Genomic DNA, 21365 nt, shown 5'->3' on the forward strand with positions numbered 1-21365 from the left:
TCAGGCTTGATGCAAGTCAAACTGCTTTGTTTTAGTGCTTGGCAATGGTGGTTTTTATTAAAACCACCCCATTCCTTGGATAAAAATGCCGTCATTATCGCCATCCATCAGTGATCTGGATCAGCCGTAATCATTGCTCGGATTATTTTAACTCCAAGATTGTACGTAGTTTTCTTTCAAAAAAATGAGAAATGCCTCTCTTTTTAGGTATTACCCCTAAAGTTTTTAAGTTTTTTATCAAAAATATTTAATAATAATTATTCTCACGAAGCAGGGGTCAAAAAGGCTTCAAAAAAGTAATGCGAATATAGTTGGAGAGGGACACGTATGCGTCAGGATGTTAACCGAAGGGAGAGGCAGATCACAGAGATGGGGGGAGTGAGGGGGGATTATAACTACTGAAACCAAAAGACTTTATATAAGAAGGGGCCTGTATGGCCCCTTTTTATTTGACGGTATCAGATGCGGAACATGCCCACCTGATTGTTGAGTTCACCTGAAATATTTTTGAGTTGGGCCGACAGGTTGCGGGAGCTGTCGGCATCCACGGCCAGCTCATCGGAGACGTCCTTGACCGCCTGAATGTTGCGGCTGACCTCGTCGGTGACGGCACGCTGCTCCTCGGCGGCACTGGAGATCTGGGTCGCCATGTCGGAGATCTGATTGATGGAGGTGGTGATCTGCTCCAGCGCCTGGGTGGCATCGTTCGCATCCTCCACGCTGTTCTGCGCCAACAGCTGGCCCTCGTGCATGGTGCTGACGGCGCCCTGGGTGTTGCGTTGCAGGGTCTCTATCATGCTGCGGATCTCGACGGTGGAGCTGTGGGTTCGCTGGGACAGCACCCGCACCTCGTCGGCCACCACGGCGAAGCCGCGGCCCTGTTCACCGGCCCGGGCAGCCTCGATGGCGGCGTTCAGCGCCAGCAGGTTGGTCTGCTCGGCGATGCCCTGGATGGTGGAGAGGATGGTGTTGATCTCCTGCGCATTCTTCTCCAGCTCCTGGATGATGCCGGAGGCCTGCTTGACCTGGGTGGCGAGATCCGTGATGGAGCGCTGGTTGCGGGCGATCACCTGCTTGCCGTGTTCACAGCTGCTGGAGGAGCTGCGGGCCGCATCCGCGGTCTGCTCGGCGTTGCTGGCCACCTCCACCGCGGTGGCGGACATCTCGTGCACCGCGGTGGCGATCTGGGAGATCTCGTTCTGCTGGCGCGCCAGACCCTGGTTGGACTTCTCCGCCATGTCGTGGGACGACCTGGCCTGCTGGTTCAACTGCCCGGAGGAGTTGGAGATGTCCTGCACCATCACGTGGATCCGCTCGATGAAGGTGTTGACGTGTCTGGCGACGGTGCCGACCTCGTCTTCCCGCTCGATCTTGATGCGGCGGGTCAGGTCGCCGTTGCCGCGGGAGAGATCGGCAATCGCTTCGCCGAGCGTCTTCAGCGGCGCCAGTGAGCTGTTGATGGCGACGTAGGAGAAGCCCGCCACTATGAGGATGGTGAGCAGCCCCTGCAGCAGGGCGGAGCTGACCATGCGGGATACCGACTGATAGGCGACCGCCTCGTCCACCACTATGCCGAAGTACCAGTTGGTGTTGGGGATCTCGGTGAGATCGAACACGCTGGCCTTGCCGCTGATATCCATCTCGGAGATGGTGTTGTCATGGGCCAGCTCGTTGACCTTGGCCGCCGTCAGCTCGGGGGAGAGGGCGGTGGCGGGCTTGAGGGTCAGCGCCTTGTCCGGGTGGGCGATGATGGTGCCGTTGCTGTCCACCAGGATGGCGTAGGTGCCCTCGGAGTTCATGGCCAGCACGTCGCGCACCAGTCCCTCGATGGAGACGTCACCGGCGATCACCCCCTGGGTGTTGCCACGGGTGAAGGGCTCGGCGATGGTGATGATGAGGTTGCCCGACGCGGCATCGGCGTAGGGGGCCGTGATGGCGAGCTTGCCCGCCGCCATGGCGTCCTTGTACCAGGGGCGCTGGCGCGGATCATAGCCGGCCGGCAGGCTGGTCTGCTTGCTCTGGATCATCCGGCCATCCTGGGTGCCCACGTAGACCAGATCGAAGTTGCCCGCGTTCATGGACTGGGCCAGGTGGCTGATGGGCTCATCCTCCTTGGCGAAGGCCTCCTTGGTGGAGCTCACCATGCTGATGCGGGCGTCTAGCCAGCGGGAGATCCCCTTCACGTTGGAGGCCGAGCTGTCGTCGATGAAGCTCCAGATCAGGCGCTGGGTTTCGCTGCGCAGCTGGGAGGTGTTGTACCAGACCTGCAGGCCGGTGATGACCAGGATGATGGTCCCGATGGCGAGGACCAGCTTGTTCTTGATGGATAGATTCATGTGTACATCCTTGTGAGCGTCAATCTGAGATCTGGGTGTGGTCTGTTATTGTTATGAGCCAATACTGTATCGGCTGAAATTGGACTTTATGTATCCCGATGCGCACGAAATTTAGCATCTATTTTTGACGTTCTATGGCCCGCCAACCCGCGTCGATACTCAGCTGAATCGATCTGGTCGGTTGGTGAAGATGCCATCGACACCCATGGTCGCCAGCGCCCTGCCATCGGCCGGCTCGTCGACCGTGTAGACCAGCACCTTGAGCCCCCGTCGGTGCGCATCTGCCACCAGTTCGGCATCGACGAAATCCACATCGCAGTTGAGTGACCAGGCCCCCAGCTGCTCGGCGAATCTGGCCAGCTCGATCGGCAGGCTGGCGGTCAGCGCGCCGAGGCGCAGCTCCGGTCGCAGCCGGGCGAAGCGCGCCAGCTCGGGATGGTGGAACGATGAGACGACCCAGTGCGCCGGGGTGAAACCCAGCTCCACCTCGGCTCGCCGGGTCAGGACCGCCACCGGCTCGGCGGTGTGGGCGCCCTTGAGCTCGATGTGCAGCTCGCAGCGTCCCGCAATCAGGGCCATCACCTGCCACAGGGTCGGGATCTTCTCTCCCTCACCCGCATCCAGGCTTGCCAGATAGGCGCGGGGTTGCTCGCAGAGCACCCCGGCACCGTTGGTGCAGCGCTCCAGCCGCCGGTCGTGGAATACCCACAGCTCGCCGTCTGCCTGCTGCACGTCGAGCTCGATGGCGCCGACTCCGAGTGCGATGGCCCTCGCCATCGCCTTGAGGGTGTTCTCCGGCGCCAGCCCGCTGGCGCCGCGATGGGCAATGATCTGCATGCTATGGCTCCTGTGTTGCCTGGATGACGCGCGGGCTCAGCCCCGGCTCATTCTGATATCGATCTGCTGGTGCGGCAATCCCAGCCCCTGTTGCCGCAGCTTCTCCAGCACCAGCGAGTGAACCTCATGGGTGCATGACGGACATGGGGTGATCCCGCTCATCCCCGACTCATCCTGATATCGATCTGCTGGTGCGGCAATCCCAGCCCCTGCTGCCGCAGCTTCTCCAACACCAGCGAGTGAACCTCATGGGTGATCGGCATGCGGTGATCCATGTTGTTGACGTAGAGGCGGATCTCGTAGATGAGCGCCGAGTCGGTGAACTCGACCAGGAACACCTCGGGAGTCGGGGTATCCAACACCAGGCTGGACTCCTGCACGCACAGCTCCAGCAACTGCTGCACCCGTTTGGGCTCCTGGCTCAGGCCGATGCGGATGCGCAGCTTGACCCGGGTGATGGCATCGGACAGGGACCAGTTGATGAACTGCTCGGTGATGAAGGCCTTGTTGGGGACGATGATCTCCTTGCGGTCCCAGTCCACTATGGTGGTGGCGCGGGTCTTGATCTTGGTGACTGTGCCGGTCAGATCGCGAATGGTGACGGTGTCGCCGAGCCGGATCGGCTTCTCGAACAGGATGATGAGGCCCGAGACGAAGTTCGCGAAGATCTCCTGCAGGCCGAAGCCCAGGCCCACCGACAGCGCCGCCACCAGCCACTGGGTCTTGGACCAGTCGATGCCGAGCATGGAGAAGCCGGTGAGGGCGCCTATCAGGATCACCATATATTTGCTGACGGTGGTCAGCGCGAAGCCGGTGCCGGGGGAGAGGCTCAGGTGCTGGAGCAGGGTGAGCTCCATCAGCCCCGGCAGGCTGCGGGCGGTGACCACGGTCAGGATGAAGGCGAAGGCGGTCAGCATCAGATCCTGCAGGGTGATGGCGGAGAGTTGCTCTATGCCGGCCACCTTGCTGCTCACCTGCCACACCTCGATGCTGCTGAGGAAGCTGAAGGCCGAGTTGAGATCCGACCATTGCACCACCACCAGCATGGTGAAGCCCAGCATCAGCAGGGTGCGCACCAGCCCCAGCGACTGGGCGCTGATGGTGTCCAGATCCAGCTCGGGCTCCTCCACCACGTCCGGGATCTCGGAGCTGAGATCGTCCTCGTCACGTTCCCGTTGGGCCAGGATCTCGGCCCGCTTGCTCTTGGCGCGATCGAAGGCGAGACGGCGGCGCTGGATCAGCATCCAGCGATGGGCCAGGTAGTAGACGAGCAGGCAGCCGAGCCCCAGCAGCAGGCTCAGCTCCAGCTGGCGCAGCAGGGTGCGGGAGGTATAGAAGTAGCCGAACAGGGAGCCCAGCACCGCCAGCAGGGGAGCCAGCATCAGGCTGTTCCAGATGAAGTGGTGCAGCAAATGGGGCTTGGTCATGTCGGCCTGACCCCAGGTCAGCGGCAGCTTCTCCCGGTTGAGGCGGGCGAAGAACAGCAGCAGCCAGAGCGCCCCGACGATGAAGGCCAGCCGGCCGAGGGAGTCGTAGAAGGCGTGCTCCTGATAGCTGTTGGCCATGCCCTGCACGAAGAAGCTCGGGATCAGCACCAGCAGCAGGGTGCGGAACTGGCCCCACACCCGCTGCACCGGCTCTTTCGGCCAGCGAAAATGCAGGATCAGGATCCCCTTCTCCAGGGTCAGGTGGCGGACCACCAGCAGCGCCAGCAGCAGAAACCAGATCTCGCCGAGGCCACGGGCCACCGCGACCGCGAACGGATATTGCCAGGCGCCGTCCAGCAGGCCGCGCATCATCAGCGCCATGGCCGGCAGCGGCAGGGCGGCGAGCAGGGATCGCACCAGCAGACGGCTGGTGAGGCTGAACTTGTCCTGGGTCACCTTGCCGATGCGCGGGGCTATGTACTGGCTGTACTCCGTCAGATGGCGGGCCAGCTTGGTCCAGCACCAGGCCAGCACCAGCAGGCCGAGCCCGGCCAGGGTGAGGTTCATGGGGTTGTTTTCCACTATGGCCCTGGGCAGCTGCAACCAGTTGGCGGGATCGATCAGCAGGCTCAGCGCGGTGGGCACCCCGAGCAGCACGGTCGGGGTGAGCGGGCGCACATCCGGCATCCAGAACAGGTGGCTGGCGCTGATGTCCCGGATCTCGTCGATCTTGCTGTTCTGGCGGCTGTAGAGCAGCTTGAGCCGGGTCTGCTCCTGGATCAGGGTGTCGGAGGCGTCGTTGAGTCGGGTCAGCAGTTGCCGTCTGGCCTTGAGCAGGTTGTCGAGCACCGCCTGCTGGGCGCGATCCAGGGTGATGTCATCGCCGCTGAGCAGGTTGTTGCGGATCTGGTCGGGATCCTTGAGGGCATCCTGCTCGGTCTCATACTGGTACTTCGCCATGCGTGCCTTGACGATGGCGGACTCCAGCTTCTCCAGCGGGAAGTAGTTGGGCAGATCGGCCAGCTTGCTGCGCAGGTTCTCGCCGTAGGCGTTGCTGATCTGCAGCCATTCCAGCTGCTCGCGCACCGAGTTGACCAGATCGTTGAGCCCGGACAGGGACTTGTCGATGTCCCGCTGTTCGTCCTGCACCCGTTCGATCTGCTCCTCCAGGGCGCCGAGTTGCAGGGAGAGCGCCTGATTCTGCTGTTGCTGCTCCTGCAGCAGGGGCAGATCCGAGGTGAGCTGCCGGCGCAGCCGCTCGCTTTCGGCCAGCGCCTGCTCCGTCTTCTCCCGCCGCAGCAGGTTCTGTTGCGTCAGCAGGCTGTTCTGCCACTCGTCCTCATCGGTGATGGCGAGGTTGAGCTCCTGCAGCTTCAGCTTGCCGAGATCGTTGCGCTGCTGGGCGGAGAGCTGCTCCAGCTCCAGCATCTGGATCCGGTCCGACAGGCTCTGCTCCTTGAGGCGGGTGGCCAGTTGATGGGCCTCCTGCAGGCGATCCGACTCGTTGCTGAAACTCAGGCGATCGAGCTGGGCGCGGGTCTGCAGCAGCTGCTTGCGCAGCTCGTCGACCCGCAGGTGATACTCCTGGCCCGTGCTCTCCAGCTGATTGAGGCCATCCATCACCGCCTGGCGCTCCTTGCGCAGGTTGATCTGGCGGTTGCTGCTCAGGCTGATGGCCTGGCGCAGTGCCTCCTCCTTGAGGGAGGAGAGGGGCGGGCGGGACTGGGGCTGATAGTTGTGCAGGCTCTCCTTGAGGCGGGCCGACTCCTTGGGATAGTCGATCAGGATCTGCTGGTAGACCTTGCCCTGCTCCCGGTAGCGCTGGGCGTCCCTGGCGTATTGCAGCGCCTGCTGGTAGCTCTCCCGCAGCTGCTGGTTTTCCGGGGTGTCGGTCTTGGGCACGCCTTGCAGCAACTCTTCAACCTGAGTGATGGCGTCATCGGCCTGTGCGAGCGAGGGGAGGAGGCTGAAGCAGATCAGCAGACAGAGCAGGCGTTGCAACATGGCGCACGTTTCCGTTCATGAGAAGTCGCCTTAGCCTAAAGCAGGGGGTGGGGCGGGTAAAGTCTTCCATATTAATGATCTGTAACATAAATAACGGGTGATCCGGGTCTTGTTTGGCTATTATTCTGGCCGTTCCCCTCAGTTGAGCAGTTTATGTCCACAGTCGATCTGGGCACGGCCCCCCTTTCCCGCCTCTTCCTGCGTTATGTCACCCCGACCGTGGCGGCCATGCTGGTCACCGGGGTTTATGTCACCATAGATGGCATCTTCGTCGGCCATATCCTGGGTCAGGACGGCCTGGCCGGCATGATGCTGGCCTACCCCATCTGCGCCGTGCTCTATGCGGTGGGGGCGCTGATCGGCATGGGCTCCTCGTCGCTGGCCTCCTTCTACCTCGGCAAGGGGGAGCAGGGGAAGGCGCGCCACATCGTCGGCAATGCGCTGGTGATGGTGCTCATCGCCTCGGCCGTGCTCGCCTTTATCGGCATCAATTATGGGGATGAGATGCTGGCCTGGATGGGGGCCGAGGGGGTCATCTTTGACGCAGGACTCGCCTATCTGCAGTGGTATGCCTGGCTCGGGACCTTCGCCGTGCTCTCCATGGCGTTCACCGCCCTGCTGCGCAACGACGGACGACCCGGCCTCACCACCTGGATCCTGGTGGGCGGCGGCGTGCTCAACGTGCTGCTCGACTACCTGCTGATGGCGGTGATCCCCTGGGGGCTGGCGGGGGCCGCCATCGCCACCATGCTCTCCCAGGCGGTGACCGGGGGTCTCTGCCTGTGGCACTTCTTCACCCCGCGCAGCCAGCTGCGCATTCGCTGGGATACTTTGGTGCCGGACTGGCGGCTGATGGGGGAGACGCTGCGACTCGGGGTCTCGAGCTTCCTGATGTACCTCTATCTGTCGGTGGTGCTGGCGCTGCACAACAAGGCGCTGCTGTCGGTGGGGACCTCGCTGCACGTGGCCGCCTACGGGGTGATCAGCTACAGCGAGGCCTTCTTCTATCTCATCTTCGAGGGGATCGCCATGGGCATCCAGCCCATCGCCAGCTTCAACGCCGGGGCGGGCAACTGGCAGCGGGTGCTGCGGGTGCGCAACCTGGCGCTGGGGGTGACCCTGCTGGTGGCGCTGTGCGGCATGATCCCGCTCTATCTCTGGCCGGAAGGGGTGGTCTATCTGTTTGCCGGCGACAACGCGGCCCTGCTGCCGGTGGCGAGCCTCGGCATCTGGCTCTACTTCTGGGGACTGCCGATGGAAGGCCTGCTGCTGGTGGGGGCGACCTACTTCCAGGCCATCAACCGGGCCCGCATCGCCTCCCTGCTCACCGGCGGCAAGTTGGTGCTGATCGGCGGTTTCCTGTGGGGCTTCTCCTCCCTGTGGGGGGTGGCCGGGGTCTGGCTGGCGCTGCCCACCTGCAGCAGCCTGCTGGTGCTGGTGATGTGGCGGGCCATGCGCAAGGAGGCGGGCCTGCATGTCGGCGCGAGCTGAAGGCGACCGCCAGCGGACCCTGGGTGAAGGATGTGAAAAAGAAGAGGCAGCCCAGGCTGCCTCTTCTTTTTTATGACGTGCTTATGACGTGAGCCGGCTCAGGGCTTGAAGGCCCCGATAAAGATGGCGGGATCGACACGGGCATCGTTGAGGCTGACGTTCCAGTGCATGTGGGGACCGGTGGCGCGACCGGTGGCGCCGACCCGGCCGACGATGCCGCCTCTCGGCAGGCTCTGGCCCAGCATCACGTCGACCTTCGACATGTGGCAGAACATGCTGATCAGCCCCTGGCCGTGATCGACGAACACCGTATTGCCATTGAAGAAGTAGTTGCCGATCAGGATCACCTTGCCCGCGGCCGGCGCCTTGATGGGGGTGCCGGCCGCGACCGCGAAGTCGAGGCCCGAGTGGGGGTTGCGCTCCTCGCCGTTGAAGAAGCGGCGCAGGCCGAAGGGGCTGGAGAGCGGCCCCTGCACCGGCTTGTCGAACAGCAGGTTGCTGGGCTGGGTAGGGCTGAAGGTCTGATAGGCCTGGGTCTGCTCCGCCAGCTCGCGGTTGATGCGTACCATGTCCTCGGCCAGCGGGTTGACCTGGCGGCCGTTCTTCAACTTGATGTGCTGCTCACGATAGTGCTTGGGCTGGACCAGGAAGCTGAGCCGGCGGCCATCGCCTACCGCCAGGGACTGAGGGCCGGTGGCGCTCTTGAGCGGGATGCCGACTATGGCTATCCAGCGACGGCCCTCCTCACGCACGACCAGCACCGGCTTGTCCTGATAACGGGCGCTGGGCGCCTCTGGTCCGTCCCCCAGTGCGACCACGGCCACGCCACCCGGCACCGGATGATTGAGCAGACGGCTGATGAAGCCTGGCTCGGCATAAAGATGAGTGCTGCCCAGCAGCAGGACAAGGAACAACAGGCGGCGCATGGCGGCTCCATCGAATGAGAGGGGTGGAATCAAAGGGGGAAAATGATGCCACATTCCCGCCGGGCTGTCCGCAGCGTCGGGCAACAGGGACGAGCAGTGGCGTCATTTGTTGTCCGGATGTTGCCTGGAAGCGGGCAGGCTCGGCCAGCCTGTGCTATTTACTAATGCATCACTAGATATTGGTCGTTGAATGACACCTATTGTGACAAGGAAGACAGGCTCTGGCAGGGGAACGGTAGTCGCCAGCGGCATCCAGGGCTAGACGGAGGTTGTGATGAAGACGAATGCTCTCTTTGTGCTTGCACTCGCCATGGGCGGGCTGGTATCTGTCCCCGCCGCCGCCTTCAACGGCACTATTACCATCAATGGGGAAGTGACTGCCGGCACCTGCGCCATCGCCGTCAATGGCGGCAACGCATCGGCCACAGTGACCCTGCCCACCGTCAGCACCAACGCGCTGAGCAGCATAGGCCAGACCGCCGGTGCCACCGGTTTCAACCTCGCGCTCACCAGCTGCCCGACCACGGGCTCGGTGCGGGCCTACTTCGAAAACATCGGCGTGGCGCAGGCCACGGGCAACCTCAGCAACAAGGCCGTCGCGGCGGGCGGGAAAAACCCGGCTCAGAACGTGGAGGTCCAGATCCTCTCGGCCAACAGCACCCCCATCGACTTGAGGACCAATACCGGGAACAACGTGTTGGTCGACTTCAGCGCGACCGGCGGGGCGACGCTCTATTACAGCGCCCAGTACATCGCCACCGGCGCCGTGGGGGCCGGCCTGGTCTCGGCGGACCTCATCTACTCGCTGGATTACCACTGAGTATCGCCTCCATGAGTCTACCCCGGGGCCTTGGATGGGCAAGGCTGTGGCGCTATGGCTGGGGCATGGTGTTGCTCGTTGCCTGGCAGGCCTGGGGCTATGTCCAGATCTCGGGTACCCGGGTCATCTACCCCGCCTCCGCTCGTGAAGTCACGCTGGAGCTGACCAACAAGGGCAACGTGCCCGCACTGGTGCAGGTCTGGATGGATGCCGGCGACCGCCGCATCCGGCCCGGTGTCGAATCGGTGCCATTTTTGATCACCCCCCCCATCACTCGGATTGATGCCCAGCGCGGCCAGTCGCTGCGCCTCACCTATGTGGGGCAGGGGCTGCCACAGGATCGCGAGTCGGTATTCTGGCTGAATGTGCTGGAGGTCCCACCCAGCACCAAGTCCACCCAAGCGGGCCAGAATCTGGTGCAGCTCGCCTTTCGCTCCAGGATCAAGATGTTCTATCGCCCCGAGGGGTTGGCAGGCAACGTCGAGCACTCCGCCAATCACCTGAGCTGGCGCCTGATCCGGCAAGGGGAGGGCTATGCCTTGCGGGCCAGCAATCCAAGCCTGTATCACGTCAGCATCAGCAATCTCGAGCTGCAGACGACCCAGACCAGGCGCTACAGCAATCTCAGTGGCGGCATGGTGTCGCCGGGAGGCAGCGCCGATTTTCCCATAGATCGCCTGTCGGGTTCGGTCCATGCCAAGGCGGTGACCTTCTATTGGCTCAATGATTATGGGGCCCGCGAGGTGGGTCGATTCGTCTTCAACTGATCCCGTTTTGGCTCTTGAGGGGGAGGTGTGCCGTGTCAGCCAGTCATCATCCCCAGCATTCAATGTCTCGTGCCAGCGCCCCGGGGGCTGGAGTCCGGAGGGCGGTTAGTGGCGGGCTGCTTGCGCTGCTCTATCTCTGGTTCACTTGGGCCCAGGCCGGTGAGGTGGCGTCTGCCCCCATCACCGAGACGCCCGCCCCGGCGGCCGATGTCGAGTTCGACAGTCAGCTGCTCGACAGCCTGGGGGTGAACATCGATCTGGCGCGCTTCGCCAGTGCCGACTTCGTGCCCCTTGGCCTCTATCAGCTCGACATCATCATCAATGGCAAGGACAAGCTGAGCCAGCAGGTGGAGGTGCGGGCCGGCCCCGATCCCAAGACCCCGCTGTTTTGCTTCACACCCGGTCAGGTAACGCAATGGGGGCTGCTTGTCGACCAGTTGCCCAATCAGCCGTCGGTCAAGCTGCAGATGCAGAGTAACTGCATCCGGGTCGAATCCCTGGTGCCTGGTGCTAGCTTCAGCCTGGATCTGCCCAGCCTGAGCGGGGCGCTCAGCCTGCCGCAGGCCTATGTCGGCCGGGTCCGGCGTGACTATGTCGGGCCGGAGCAGTGGGTACAGGGGATCAATGCGGCCTTCGTCGGCTACAACGCCAATCTTTATTACAGTGAGCTGAGCGGGACCGACGATCAGTTCAGCAACAGCGTCAATCTCAACACCGGCGTCAACCTGGGGGCCTGGCGTCTGCGCCATAACGGCTCCTGGCAGGGCAGTGACGGCGGCAGCTATCAGTCCCTCAACAGCTATGTGCAACGGGATGTCACCACACAGAGAGCTCAGCTCACCCTGGGTGAGTACTTCACCCCGGGGGACAGCTTCGACAGCGTGCCCTTCACCGGGGTGCAGCTTGCCAGTGACGATGCCATGCTGCCCGACTTTGAACGGGGCTTTGCCCCCGTGGTGCGCGGGGTGGCCCAGAGCAATGCTAGGGTCACCATCCGTCAGGGCAGCGCCCTCATCTATGAAACCCAGGTTGCCCCCGGCGCATTCGCCATCGACGATCTCTATGCCACCAGCTTCGCCGGCGATCTGGACGTGACCATCACTGAGGCGGATGGCAGCGAGCGCAGCTTTACCCTGCCATTCTCCTCCGTGGTGCAGATGCTGCGGGACGACACCTCCCGCTTCAGTCTGACCCTGGGCCGTTACCGCAACGAGGCCGGCCCGGATGGCCCCGACTTTCTGCAGGGCATCTATCGCCGCGGCTATTCCAACACCCTGACCCTGTACGGCGGCAACATAGCCGCCGAGGACTATGCGGCCCTGCTGGGGGGCGCCGCCATGGGTTCCGACTATGGCGCCCTGGCGCTCGACGTCACCGGCTCCTGGGCGCGGGATCTGCCCGCCGCCTCCGAGCTGCCCCCGTCGCTCTCCGGGCAGAGCTACCGCCTGACGTACAGCAAGCAGATGGATCTGACCCAGACCTACTTCACCCTGGCCGCCTACCGTTTCTCCAGCGAAGGCTATCTGGATCTCAACGATGTGGCGGCGGCCCAGAGCCAGACCCTCGATCAGTTGCAGCGGGAGCGCAATCGCTTCCAGCTCAACATCAACCAGCCGGTGGGGGAGTGGGGGGATCTCTATTTCAACGGCATCAGTCGCGACTACTGGGGGGCCGAGGCCGAGAGCAGCAGCTTCCAGCTCGGTTACAACCGGGGGTTTGACTGGGGCAACCTGACGCTCTCGGCCAGCCACTCGCTGGACGATGGGGTCGGCGATCAATACATGCTGAGTCTCAGCATCCCCATCGGAGATAGACTCGGTGCCCCGCGCCTGAGCAGCACCGTCTCCTATCAGGAGGGGCAGGGTTACAGCGCCAGGCTGGATCTCAACGGGGGCTCCCGGGACGGGCGTTTCTACTACGGGCTCTACGGCAGCCAGAGTCAGGGGGACGGGGCGGGCTATCAGGGTTATGGCGCCAATGCCCAGTACCAGACGGCGGCAACCCAGCTGGGACTGAGCACCAGTCAGGGGGAGGGGTATTCCCAGTATGTGGCCTCGGCCAAGGGGACCCTGCTGGTGCATGAAGAGGGCTGGGTGCTGGGACAAACCCAGGGGGAGACGATGGCGCTGGTGGAGGCCAAGGGGGCCCAGGGGGCCAGGGTCAGCCACGGGATTGGCAGCGAGGTGGATGGGGATGGTTACGCCGTGCTGGCCGGGCTCAACCCCTATCGCACCAACATCATCGGCCTGGACCCGAGCGGCCTGCCGCTGGATGTGGAGATAGATGGCAGCGCCCAGATGGTGGCCCCCCGCCGTGGCGCCATCGTCAAGCTGGCGTATGAGACCCATGTCGGTCAGCCGTTGCTGCTCAAAGTCCAGCGGACGGACGGCCGTGTCCTGCCGTTTGGCGCCGAGGTGGTCGACGGCGCCGGTCGCTCGGTCGCCGTCGTCGGCCAGGGGGGGCTCATCTTCGTGCGCGGTGAGCAGGCTATCCTCTACGTCCAGTGGGGGAAGGAGCCAGATCAGCAGTGCCGGCTGGATTATCGCGTGCCCGAACCGGATCCTGCGGTGCCTTACCAACAGGTCTCCGCCCGCTGCCTCACCATGGAAACAAACTCATGAGACATATCACTCTGTCATGTCTGGCGCTGGGCTCCCTGCTGTGGTGGCCTGGCTGCGAGGCCGCGCTCGACCTGATGCGCACCCGGCTTATCTATGCCGGTGGGGCCAGCGAGGCCAGCCTGATGGTTCACAACCAGGGGGAGGCACCGACTCTGCTGCAGGCCTGGGTCGATGGGGGCGACGAGCAACAGGGGCCGGCCGACGTCTCGACCCCCTTTCTGGTGCTGCCTCCCATGATGCGGCTGGGGCCGGACAAGGGGCAGGCGCTGCGCGTGTTGGGCGCCGATCTGAGGGCGCTGCCCCGGGACAGGGAGTCGCTGTTCTGGCTGAATGTGCTGGGCTTGCCGCCCAAGGCCGCAAGCGCGGGCGGCAGCGTGCAGCTCGCCTATCGCACCCGCATCAAGCTGTTCTATCGCCCGGCCGGGCTCGCCGGCTCCGCTGCCGGGGCGGCGGAGCGGCTCATCTGGCACGAGCTGGCGGGCACCGGGCTGAGGGTGACCAATCCCACTCCCTTCCATGTCAGCCTGAGCGAGGTGCTGCTCGAGGCGAGGGGGCAGAGCTTCAGCTGGCACGAGGCCGGCGTGATCCCGCCCTACGGCATCTTGCCGATCCCGATGCCCGGGGCGGCACTCGCGGGTGCCAGGGGGCGGCTGCGTTGGATCGACGATGATGGCAACTATCACGAGCAGGGGTTTGTGCTAAACCAGCAGGGAGGGCGGTGATGAAGGAGCAGACGGGGAACAACAGCGTGGGTCGAGTAAAGAATAGTGGCCTGATGGCCGGTGTCTTGTTATTGGGTTGTCTGCTGTGGCTGCCCAAGGCTCATGCCGTCAACGGCCAATGCACCAGCCCCTTCGTGGCGACCGGGCCCATTACCACCACAGGGACTCTCTATCAGCCCGGGGATACCGGTATTGCCACCGCCTTCTCGACCACCAGCTCGGCTACCTGTGATTGCACCGGGATCTCGGTAGGATTGCTGGTGACGGTTTATTATCAGGCCACTACCAGCCTGCCCACCGTCTCCGATCCTCTGGGGACCCTGATCAAGCTCAACTCCTATTTTGGCCTCAAGGCCGAGTTCAATGCGGCTGGCACTTATCGGACGGTTCCTTTCAATGCCACTTCCAGCGGGTTGTTGGCCGTCTGCATCGGCAACGTGGTGAATCTGGCATTGGGTGGGATCGACGTCAACGGCGGGCGCTATACCCTGAAGCTGCTCAAGGGGGTCACGGGCACCCAGACCTTCAGCGGCACCGTCGCCTACCTCTTCGTGCGGCGCTCCAGTGCGCCCGATACCAGTCCGGCCAATGCGTTCAGCCAGCTGGCGATGAACATCAGCGTCACCTCGACCCCGAGTTGCCAGTTTCCCGCTGGCACCAGCATCCCCATCGATCTCGGCGCCGTGGCCCAGAGTGCCTTCATCGAGGGCGAGGTGCCCAGAGGCTACACGCCGCGCAGCGTCAATGTGAGCGTCACCTGCAGCCAGATCCCGAGCGATTATGTGGTGCCGCTCAGCTACCGCTTCGGGGGGGCGCTCACCAGCCAGAATCGTTTCATCACCACCAGCCTGGCCGGGGTCGGGGTGGGCATGCTCGAGCAGGGCAGCCCAACCCCTATTCCATTTGATACCGCCATCGCGGTACCCTACTCGGCGGCTACCCACAACACCAATTATCAGGTGAGGCTGTACCCGACCCGGCTGCCGGGCCAGGTCGTGCGCACCGGCGCTTACACCGGGACCATCATGGTCACGGTGAGCGTGCCCTGAGGGAATAAGCTTTCGTTTTATTTTTGCAACGAGGTCGACGATGAACAGTGACAACCGCCTGCGCAGCGAACCCAAGCGTCACCCCATGGGGCGGGGCTGGATCTGGATCCGCACCGGGTTCGACATTTTCAACCAGGGCATGGGGGCCAGCGTGGCCATGATAGTGCTCTGGTTCCTGGTGGGCATGCTGCTGGAGCAGTTACCGGCGGGCAGCTTTATCTCCCAGTTGCTGTATATGGTTTGGGGCGCCGGCTGGGTGGCGGTGGCGCAGCGGGGCTATGGGGGGCAGCCCCTGCAGTTTGCCGACTTCTTTGCCGGTTTTCGTCACAAGCTGACGCCCCTGATCCTGGGGGGGCTGCTGGTGCTGTCGCTGTTCTGCCTGCTGCTGCTTGCCTGCTTCGCCCTGCTGCACCTGTGGGATCTGACCGGCTTGCTGTCTCAGGATCCGGAAACCCTGACGGTGACACCCGAGCAGGCGCAGGGCTTCATGCTCTGCCTGCTGCTGTTCCTGGCCTTGCTGGTCCCCCTGCTGATGGCGATCACCTTCGCCCCCGCCCTCATCTTCTTCCATGAGGTGGGGGTCTGGCAGGCGGCCAAGCTCAGCTTCGCGGGCTGCCTGCGCAACATGTGGCCCTTCCTCTGGTGGGGGCTGCTCGGTGCCCTGCTGCTGCTGCTTGGGGCGGCGCTGTTTCTGGTCGGCCTGCTGGTGGTGCTGCCGGCCATCAACTACTCCATCTATGCGGCCTACCGTGACATCTATCTGGAGGAGCAGGATACCGCTGACGCCGAGCCGTCCGCCAAGGCGTTCGGTTTCGAGGCATAAGCCAGCACAGCATGACAAGGGGCCCGCGGGCCCCTTTCTATTGCCGCCTCACTCGGATTGCCACAGGGGATCGTCCGCCATGCGGGCGATGAGGAAGTCGAGGAAGCTGCGCAGCAGGGGAGACATCTGCTTGCGGGTGCCGTAGATGGCATAGACGCCGAGCCGCTTGGGCTGCCACTGGGTCAGCAGCGGCACCAGGGCCCCGCTCGCCAGCTGGGCCTGCACCGAGTAGCTTGGCTGCAGGCTGATGCCCGCCCCATCCAGGGTCGCCGCCAGCAGCAGGTTGGAGATGTTGGCGCTGAGGTTGCCGCTCACCGGCACGGACTCTGGGCCAGCGGGCCCCTGAAACTCCCACAGGCTCTTGCCGAAGTAGGTATAGGTGAGGCAGTTGTGCAGCGCCAGATCCTGCACCTGCTGTGGAGGCGCGTGGCGCGCCAGGTAGGCCGGGCTGGCACAGACCACCGAATGGCAGGTACCGAGGCGGCGCGCCACCAGGTTGGGATCCAGATCGTTGGTGATGCGCACGGCGAGATCGATCCGCTCCTCCACCAGATTGACTGTCCTGTCCAGCAACAGGATGTCGATGGCGGTGCCGGGATAACGGGCAAGGTAGTCGTTGGCGGTCTGGACCAGCAGGGCTTCCGCCAGGGAATAGCTGCTGGTGATGCGCAACTGCCCTTTGGGGGCCTCCTGGCTTTGCACCGCCAGCTGCTCCATCTCCTCGCCCAGGGCCAGCATGGTCCTGGCCCGGTTCAGCGCCTCCTCACCCGGCCCGGTGAGGCTCAGCCGGCGGGTGGTACGGTGCAGCAATCGGGCCCCCATCCAGCGCTCCAGCTCGGCCAGATAGCGCGACACCATGGCGCGCGACATCTCCAGCTTGTCCCCGGCACCGCTCAGGCTGCCCTGCTCGACCACTGCGACGAAGACCCGCAGTGCCGTCAGTCGATCCATGTTACGCCCTCCAATATGCTCGATTTGTGCAACAGTGATGTGCTCATTATGCGGTATTTGTACCGATAAAGTTTCAATAAACTGTGTTCATTCGATGACAAGCGACCTTATGAGGAATACCCGATGAACACAGCACTTCGTACCCTGACCCTGGCCAGCACCCTGCTCAGTGGCGCCGCCCTGGCGGGCCCGCTGACCGTGACCGTCTACAACCCGGGCGAGCAGGGCATTTTCCCGGTCTCCTCCGAGCTGGTGAGCGGTGATAAAGAGGCCATCCTGATCGACGCCCAGTTCGGGGTGAATGACGGCAAGGCCCTGGTGGATCTGATCAAGCAGAGCGGCAAGAAGCTGACCACCGTCTATATCAGCGGCGGGGATCCCGACTTCTATTTCGGGCTTGAGCCCATCAAGGCCGCCTTCCCCGACGTCAAGATCCTGGCCAGTCAGCACGTGGTCGACCATATCAGGCAGACCAAGGATGCCAAACTGGCCTATTGGGGCCCGATCCTGGCCGAGCAGGCGCCCAAACAGTTGATCGTGCCGGAAGTGATGACCGCTTCCCAGCTGACCCTGGAAGGGAAGACGATCGAGATCAAGGCGATGAACACCCCGAGTGCCTACCTCTGGGTCCCCTCCATCAAGACGGCGTTCGGCGGCGTGCCGGTATACAGCGGTACTCACGTGTGGATGGCAGACAGCCAGACCAAGGCGGCGCGGGCGCACTGGGTGCAGACCCTCAATGAGCTGCTGGCCCTGAAACCGGAGCGGGTCGTGCCGGGCCACTTCCTCGGGGCCGAGCCCAAGGGCGCCGAGGCGGTGACCTTCACCCGCGACTATGTGCAGCGCTTCGAGCAGGTGCTGGCCAAGTCCAAGGGGTCGGCCGAGCTTATCGACGGTTTGAAGCAGGCCTTCCCGGCCCTGCCGGTCGACGACGGCCTGGCCATCGGTGCCAAGGTCAATACCGGCGAGATGAAGTGGTAATGGCCTGAGTCCATTTCCCTGTGTTTTTTACCGGGCAGCAGCTGCCCGGTTTTTTCAATTGATGGCGCCGGAGTGAATCCATGAACGAAACCACCTTGCATTATGTGTACGACCCCCTCTGCGGCTGGTGCTATGGCGCAGCCCCCCTGCTCGCGGCCGCGGCCGGGATCCCCGGCCTTAGGATCGCGCTGCATGCCGGCGGCCTCTGGCTGGGCCCGCGTCGGCAGCCGATGGGAGAGGCGCTGCGCGACTATGTGCGCCCCCATGACGAGCGGATCCAGGCCCTGACCGGCCAGCCATTTGGGACACGCTACTTCGACGAGCTGCTGCTGAGCGAGGGCCTGTCCCTCGATTCCGAGCCGCCCATTCGCGCCATCCTGGCGATCGACGAGCTGGGGGGAGATGGCCTGATGCTGCTGCACCGCATCCAGCAGTGCCACTATCGCGACGGCCGCTGGGTGGGCTCCCTGGACAACCTGGGCGAACTCGCGGCGGAGCAGGGCATCACGAGAGGCGCGTTCGAGCTGGCCTGCCAGAGGGTGGATCTGGCCGGGCATCTGGCGGAGAGCCAGCGCTGGTTGCGCCGCCTCGGCGGTCAGGGGTATCCGACCCTGGGGTTGATGCAGGGCGAGCGGATCACCTCGTTGCCGACCGCCTCCTTCCTGGGGGATCCGGCCGCTTTTGCTGCCCATCTCGTTCAGGCGATCGGGCAGGGACACGCCTAGTCATGAGAGATCTGGTCTGAACAGTGCCTTTCAGAGCCATATTTGCTCATGCTTGGAGCCGTGCTGACGATATAGGATGACGCAGCTAAAAATATCCATTTATGGATAGTCATCATGTCGGGCATGAATGTCCCGAATGTGTCTCTTGTCGGCAAGGATCTTCACCATGTTCAAAAACATGTCTATTAGCCAGAAACTGAGCGGTGGGTTCGCCGTCTTGGGCGTCCTGATCGTCGCCCTTGCTTGGTTTTCCGTGTCCCAGTTGTCGGGTCTGTATCGTGACAGCACCGAGATCACCGGCAACCTGATCCCGAGCATGCAGGCCGCCAACCAGATGGAGATCGCCCTGCTGGATGCGCGACGGGCCGAGCTGAACATGGTGATAGCGGCGCGGGAAGATCAGCAGGAAATCGCGCTGCACGACAAGACCTACCAGGCGGCCAGGCAGGAGTTCGACGCCGCGGCCCAGGCCTATGGCGCCATGCCGTTCACCTCGGGGCAGGAAGAGCAGGAGTTCATGGCCCTCAAGGCGGCGGCCAGCCAGTACTTCACCTCCCATGAGCAGCTGATGGCGGCCCTGCACAAGGGGGATCTGGAACGGGTCATGTCCCTGCGCAAGGGGGAGACCCTGGTCGCGCTGGAGGCGGTCAGCAAGCAGGCCCTGCTGCTGCGGAGCATCAACGACAACGCCGCCCGTGACATGACCACCACCATCAAGGGGGTGTATGAAGATTCCCGGCTGCTCAACATCCTGGTCGGCTCGATCGCCGTGCTATTCGTGGTGGTGGTGGCCTGGCTGCTGACCCGGCTCATCCGCAATCCGGTCATGCTGTTGCTGGCCCAGACCCAGAAGGTCTCGGCGGGGGATCTGGCGACCGAGCTGAGCCTGGCTCAGTTCAACAATGATGAGCTGGGGCAGCTGGCCAGGGGCTTTGGCGAGATGCAGGGGCGCCTGCGGGACCTGGTCAGCGAGGTGTCCGGCTCTGTGGTGCAGCTCAGCTCGGCCGCCGAGGAGATCAGCGTGGTCGCCAGGCAGTCGGCATCCAGCATGAACAACCAGCAGCATGAGCTGAACCAGCTGGCGACGGCCATGAACGAGATGCAGGCCACGGTGCAGGAGGTCTCCCGCAACACCAACGACGCGGCGGGGGCGGCCACCCTGGCCAGCAGCACGGCCGAGCAGGGCGCCCATACCGTCAACGACTCCATAGTGCGGATCGAGCAGGTCGCGACCGCCATCGAGAGCACGGCCGAGGTGATCCGCCAGCTCGGCGACGACAGCCGCAACATCGGCATGGTGCTGGAGGTGATCCGCGGCATCGCCGAGCAGACCAACCTGCTGGCCCTGAACGCCGCCATCGAGGCGGCCAGGGCGGGTGAACAGGGGCGCGGATTTGCGGTGGTGGCCGATGAGGTACGTACCCTGGCGAAGCGAACCCAGGATTCCACCGCCCAGATCAACACCATCATCTCCGAGCTGCAGCAGCGGGCGGAGCAGGCTGGCAGCACCATGGCGCAGAGCCAGGCGCTGATGCAGGCGACCGTCGGCACGGCGCGGGAGGCGGGGGCCTCCATCACCGAGATCAGCGGCTCGGTCGAGAGCATCTCCCACATGAACATCCAGATAGCGACGGCGACCGAGGAGCAGGGGGCGGTGAGCGAAGAGCTCAACCGTAACGTGGTCAACATCAGCCATGCCTCGGAGGAGGTGGTGGCCGGGGCGACCCAGATGGCAAATGCCTGTCAGGATCTCAATCTGCTGGCGACGCAGCTGCAGGAGATTGTGCGTCGTTTCCGGGTGTGATCACCCGCTGACGATGGCCCTTAGCGCGGGCCCGGATCTTGCATCCGGGCCCGTTTTGTTTTGCTGTGCCGGGCCGGATCTGCCCGTTCGGTGCTCATCCCTTGTCCCCCCGCCCGTTCTTGGGCATCCTAATGGCCCCATTGATTGGCCGGATTCTGGATGTATGAACCTTCGCGATCTCGAGTATTTGGTAGCGCTGGAAGAGGAGAAACACTTTCGCAAGGCGGCGGAGCGCTGCTTCGTCAGTCAGCCGACCCTGAGCGGTCAGCTGCGCAAGCTGGAAGATGAGCTGGGGGTGATCCTGATCGAGCGCACCTCCCGCAAGGTGCTGTTCACCCCCGCCGGCGACGCCATGGCCCTGCAGGCCCGCAAGGTGCTCAAGGAGGTGCGCGAGCTCAAGAGCATAGGCCAGCACTTTGCCGAACCCATGTCCGGTGAGATCCACATCGGCTTCATCCCCACCGTAGGCCCCTACCTGCTGCCCCACATCATTCAGGATCTGAGAGAGCATTTCCCCAAGCTGGAGTTCTACCTCTACGAGGAACAGACCCAGGCGCTGCTCAAGCGGCTGGAGGAGGGGGGGCTGGATTGCATCATACTGGCCGAGCTGGAGGGGATGGAGGGATTCGGCTCTATACCGCTGTATCAGGAGCCCATGTGGCTCGCCGTGCCCCAGCAGCATCCCGAGGCGCAGGCCAAGGCGGTGCCGCTGCACAACCTTAAAGGCAAAAAACTGCTGATGCTGGCCGACGGCCACTGCCTGCGGGATCAGGCGATGGGGTTCTGTTTTGCCGCCGGGATCGGCGAGGATCAACGCTTCAAGGGCACCAGTCTCGAGACTCTGCGCAACATGGTCGCGGCCGGCAGCGGCCTGACCCTGATCCCCCGCCTCGCCGTGCCGGCCAATCAGGAGGAGGGCGGCGTCAGCTACCGCCCCGTGGTGGATCCGGTGCCGGGCCGCACCATCTCGCTGCTCTATCGCCACTACTCGGTGCGCCGGCCCTGCTTCAATGAGCTGGCCGCCCGCATCTCGGCACTGATGCGGCCGCAGCTCGGTTAAGCCGCCCAGCCCCCATAAAAA

General features: G+C 63.6%; 17 protein-coding genes. 11 read left to right on the forward strand and 6 right to left on the reverse strand.

The window, feature by feature from the left end:
- Nucleotides 1-458: 458 nt before the first annotated feature.
- The 4 genes from AACW18_RS03740 to mscM form a co-directional block, all read right to left on the reverse strand.
- Complete coding sequence (locus AACW18_RS03740) at nucleotides 459-2336, reverse strand: methyl-accepting chemotaxis protein (protein WP_218387872.1); 1878 nt, start codon at nucleotides 2334-2336, stop codon at nucleotides 459-461.
- 159 nt (nucleotides 2337-2495) lie between these two features.
- On the reverse strand, nucleotides 2496-3173 hold the full coding sequence (locus AACW18_RS03745; protein WP_218387873.1) for a glycerophosphodiester phosphodiesterase: 678 nt from the start codon (nucleotides 3171-3173) through the stop codon (nucleotides 2496-2498).
- Nucleotides 3174-3209: 36 nt separating this feature from the next.
- Complete coding sequence (locus AACW18_RS03750; protein ID WP_256351754.1) at nucleotides 3210-3335, reverse strand: hypothetical protein; 126 nt, start codon at nucleotides 3333-3335, stop codon at nucleotides 3210-3212.
- On the reverse strand, nucleotides 3332-6604 hold the full coding sequence (mscM, locus tag AACW18_RS03755; RefSeq protein WP_042652714.1) for a miniconductance mechanosensitive channel MscM: 3273 nt from the start codon (nucleotides 6602-6604) through the stop codon (nucleotides 3332-3334). The genes AACW18_RS03750 and mscM overlap by 4 nt, the downstream gene beginning before the upstream one ends.
- A 153-nt stretch (nucleotides 6605-6757) precedes the next feature.
- Between mscM and AACW18_RS03760 the strand changes: the two genes are divergently transcribed.
- Complete coding sequence (locus AACW18_RS03760; protein WP_218387874.1) at nucleotides 6758-8095, forward strand: MATE family efflux transporter; 1338 nt, start codon at nucleotides 6758-6760, stop codon at nucleotides 8093-8095.
- A 98-nt stretch (nucleotides 8096-8193) separates the two neighbouring features.
- Here the strand turns inward: AACW18_RS03760 and AACW18_RS03765 are convergent, their stop codons facing one another.
- Nucleotides 8194-9021 carry a peptidoglycan DD-metalloendopeptidase family protein gene (locus tag AACW18_RS03765; RefSeq protein ID WP_218387875.1) on the reverse strand — a complete coding sequence of 276 codons (828 nt, stop codon included), beginning with the start codon at nucleotides 9019-9021 and terminating at the stop codon, nucleotides 8194-8196.
- 274 nt (nucleotides 9022-9295) lie between these two features.
- On the opposite strand from AACW18_RS03765, the gene AACW18_RS03770 reads away from it, so the two are divergent.
- The 6 genes from AACW18_RS03770 to AACW18_RS03795 all read left to right on the forward strand — a co-directional run bounded on the left by AACW18_RS03770 (nucleotide 9296) and on the right by AACW18_RS03795 (nucleotide 15823).
- A complete protein-coding gene (locus AACW18_RS03770) occupies nucleotides 9296-9841 on the forward strand; it encodes a fimbrial protein (protein WP_042652711.1) in 546 nt (181 codons plus the stop codon).
- Nucleotides 9842-9852: 11 nt separating this feature from the next.
- The gene (locus AACW18_RS03775; RefSeq protein ID WP_218387876.1) at nucleotides 9853-10608 is read left to right on the forward strand and encodes a fimbria/pilus periplasmic chaperone; all 756 of its coding nucleotides are present in this window, start codon (nucleotides 9853-9855) and stop codon (nucleotides 10606-10608) included.
- 164 nt (nucleotides 10609-10772) lie between these two features.
- Nucleotides 10773-13229 (forward strand): fimbria/pilus outer membrane usher protein, encoded by a 2457-nt coding sequence (locus AACW18_RS03780; protein WP_339381455.1) that lies wholly within the window; start codon nucleotides 10773-10775, stop codon nucleotides 13227-13229.
- Nucleotides 13226-13951: a fimbrial biogenesis chaperone gene (locus tag AACW18_RS03785; RefSeq protein WP_218387878.1), complete on the forward strand. Its 726-nt coding sequence runs from the start codon at nucleotides 13226-13228 to the stop codon at nucleotides 13949-13951. Before AACW18_RS03780 ends, AACW18_RS03785 begins: the two co-directional genes overlap by 4 nt.
- Nucleotides 13951-15000, forward strand: coding sequence for a fimbrial protein (locus AACW18_RS03790; RefSeq protein WP_218387879.1), 1050 nt, complete (start codon nucleotides 13951-13953; stop codon nucleotides 14998-15000). The genes AACW18_RS03785 and AACW18_RS03790 overlap by 1 nt, the downstream gene beginning before the upstream one ends.
- Nucleotides 15001-15040: 40 nt before the next feature.
- On the forward strand, nucleotides 15041-15823 hold the full coding sequence (locus AACW18_RS03795) for a BPSS1780 family membrane protein (protein WP_218387880.1): 783 nt from the start codon (nucleotides 15041-15043) through the stop codon (nucleotides 15821-15823).
- Nucleotides 15824-15871: 48 nt separating this feature from the next.
- On the opposite strand, the gene AACW18_RS03800 is transcribed toward AACW18_RS03795, so the two are convergent.
- The gene (locus AACW18_RS03800) at nucleotides 15872-16774 is read right to left on the reverse strand and encodes a LysR family transcriptional regulator (protein ID WP_218387881.1); all 903 of its coding nucleotides are present in this window, start codon (nucleotides 16772-16774) and stop codon (nucleotides 15872-15874) included.
- A gap of 123 nt (nucleotides 16775-16897) precedes the next feature.
- On the opposite strand from AACW18_RS03800, the gene AACW18_RS03805 reads away from it, so the two are divergent.
- The 4 genes from AACW18_RS03805 (at nucleotide 16898) to oxyR (ending at nucleotide 21344) form a co-directional block, all read left to right on the forward strand.
- Nucleotides 16898-17755 carry a Vmh family MBL fold metallo-hydrolase gene (locus AACW18_RS03805; protein ID WP_042652705.1) on the forward strand — a complete coding sequence of 286 codons (858 nt, stop codon included), beginning with the start codon at nucleotides 16898-16900 and terminating at the stop codon, nucleotides 17753-17755.
- A gap of 80 nt (nucleotides 17756-17835) precedes the next feature.
- Nucleotides 17836-18480: a DsbA family protein gene (locus AACW18_RS03810; protein ID WP_218290609.1), complete on the forward strand. Its 645-nt coding sequence runs from the start codon at nucleotides 17836-17838 to the stop codon at nucleotides 18478-18480.
- Between the two features lie 166 nt (nucleotides 18481-18646).
- Nucleotides 18647-20284, forward strand: a complete 1638-nt coding sequence (locus tag AACW18_RS03815; protein WP_218387882.1) for a methyl-accepting chemotaxis protein — start codon at nucleotides 18647-18649, stop codon at nucleotides 20282-20284.
- Nucleotides 20285-20447: 163 nt separating this feature from the next.
- Nucleotides 20448-21344, forward strand: coding sequence for a DNA-binding transcriptional regulator OxyR (gene oxyR / locus AACW18_RS03820; RefSeq protein WP_218387883.1), 897 nt, complete (start codon nucleotides 20448-20450; stop codon nucleotides 21342-21344).
- Nucleotides 21345-21365 lie beyond the last annotated feature (21 nt).

Origin of the sequence: Aeromonas sp. sia0103 (assembly GCF_963895295.1) — a bacterium.
In the GTDB taxonomy this organism is placed as follows: Bacteria; Pseudomonadota; Gammaproteobacteria; order Enterobacterales; family Aeromonadaceae; genus Aeromonas; species Aeromonas encheleia.

What these genes read in the sequence shown, in the direction of transcription:
- AACW18_RS03740 (WP_218387872.1), bottom strand. Translation starts at nt 2,336, where the DNA reads ATGAATCTATCCATCAAGAACAAGCTGGTCCTCGCCATCGGGACCATC.
- AACW18_RS03745 (WP_218387873.1), bottom strand. Translation starts at nt 3,173, where the DNA reads ATGCAGATCATTGCCCATCGCGGCGCCAGCGGGCTGGCGCCGGAGAAC.
- AACW18_RS03750 (WP_256351754.1), bottom strand. Translation starts at nt 3,335, where the DNA reads ATGAGCGGGATCACCCCATGTCCGTCATGCACCCATGAGGTTCACTCG.
- mscM (WP_042652714.1), bottom strand. Translation starts at nt 6,604, where the DNA reads ATGTTGCAACGCCTGCTCTGTCTGCTGATCTGCTTCAGCCTCCTCCCC.
- AACW18_RS03760 (WP_218387874.1), top strand. Translation starts at nt 6,758, where the DNA reads ATGTCCACAGTCGATCTGGGCACGGCCCCCCTTTCCCGCCTCTTCCTG.
- AACW18_RS03765 (WP_218387875.1), bottom strand. Translation starts at nt 9,021, where the DNA reads ATGCGCCGCCTGTTGTTCCTTGTCCTGCTGCTGGGCAGCACTCATCTT.
- AACW18_RS03770 (WP_042652711.1), top strand. Translation starts at nt 9,296, where the DNA reads ATGAAGACGAATGCTCTCTTTGTGCTTGCACTCGCCATGGGCGGGCTG.
- AACW18_RS03775 (WP_218387876.1), top strand. Translation starts at nt 9,853, where the DNA reads ATGAGTCTACCCCGGGGCCTTGGATGGGCAAGGCTGTGGCGCTATGGC.
- AACW18_RS03785 (WP_218387878.1), top strand. Translation starts at nt 13,226, where the DNA reads ATGAGACATATCACTCTGTCATGTCTGGCGCTGGGCTCCCTGCTGTGG.
- AACW18_RS03790 (WP_218387879.1), top strand. Translation starts at nt 13,951, where the DNA reads ATGAAGGAGCAGACGGGGAACAACAGCGTGGGTCGAGTAAAGAATAGT.
- AACW18_RS03795 (WP_218387880.1), top strand. Translation starts at nt 15,041, where the DNA reads ATGAACAGTGACAACCGCCTGCGCAGCGAACCCAAGCGTCACCCCATG.
- AACW18_RS03800 (WP_218387881.1), bottom strand. Translation starts at nt 16,774, where the DNA reads ATGGATCGACTGACGGCACTGCGGGTCTTCGTCGCAGTGGTCGAGCAG.
- AACW18_RS03805 (WP_042652705.1), top strand. Translation starts at nt 16,898, where the DNA reads ATGAACACAGCACTTCGTACCCTGACCCTGGCCAGCACCCTGCTCAGT.
- AACW18_RS03810 (WP_218290609.1), top strand. Translation starts at nt 17,836, where the DNA reads ATGAACGAAACCACCTTGCATTATGTGTACGACCCCCTCTGCGGCTGG.
- AACW18_RS03815 (WP_218387882.1), top strand. Translation starts at nt 18,647, where the DNA reads ATGTTCAAAAACATGTCTATTAGCCAGAAACTGAGCGGTGGGTTCGCC.
- oxyR (WP_218387883.1), top strand. Translation starts at nt 20,448, where the DNA reads ATGAACCTTCGCGATCTCGAGTATTTGGTAGCGCTGGAAGAGGAGAAA.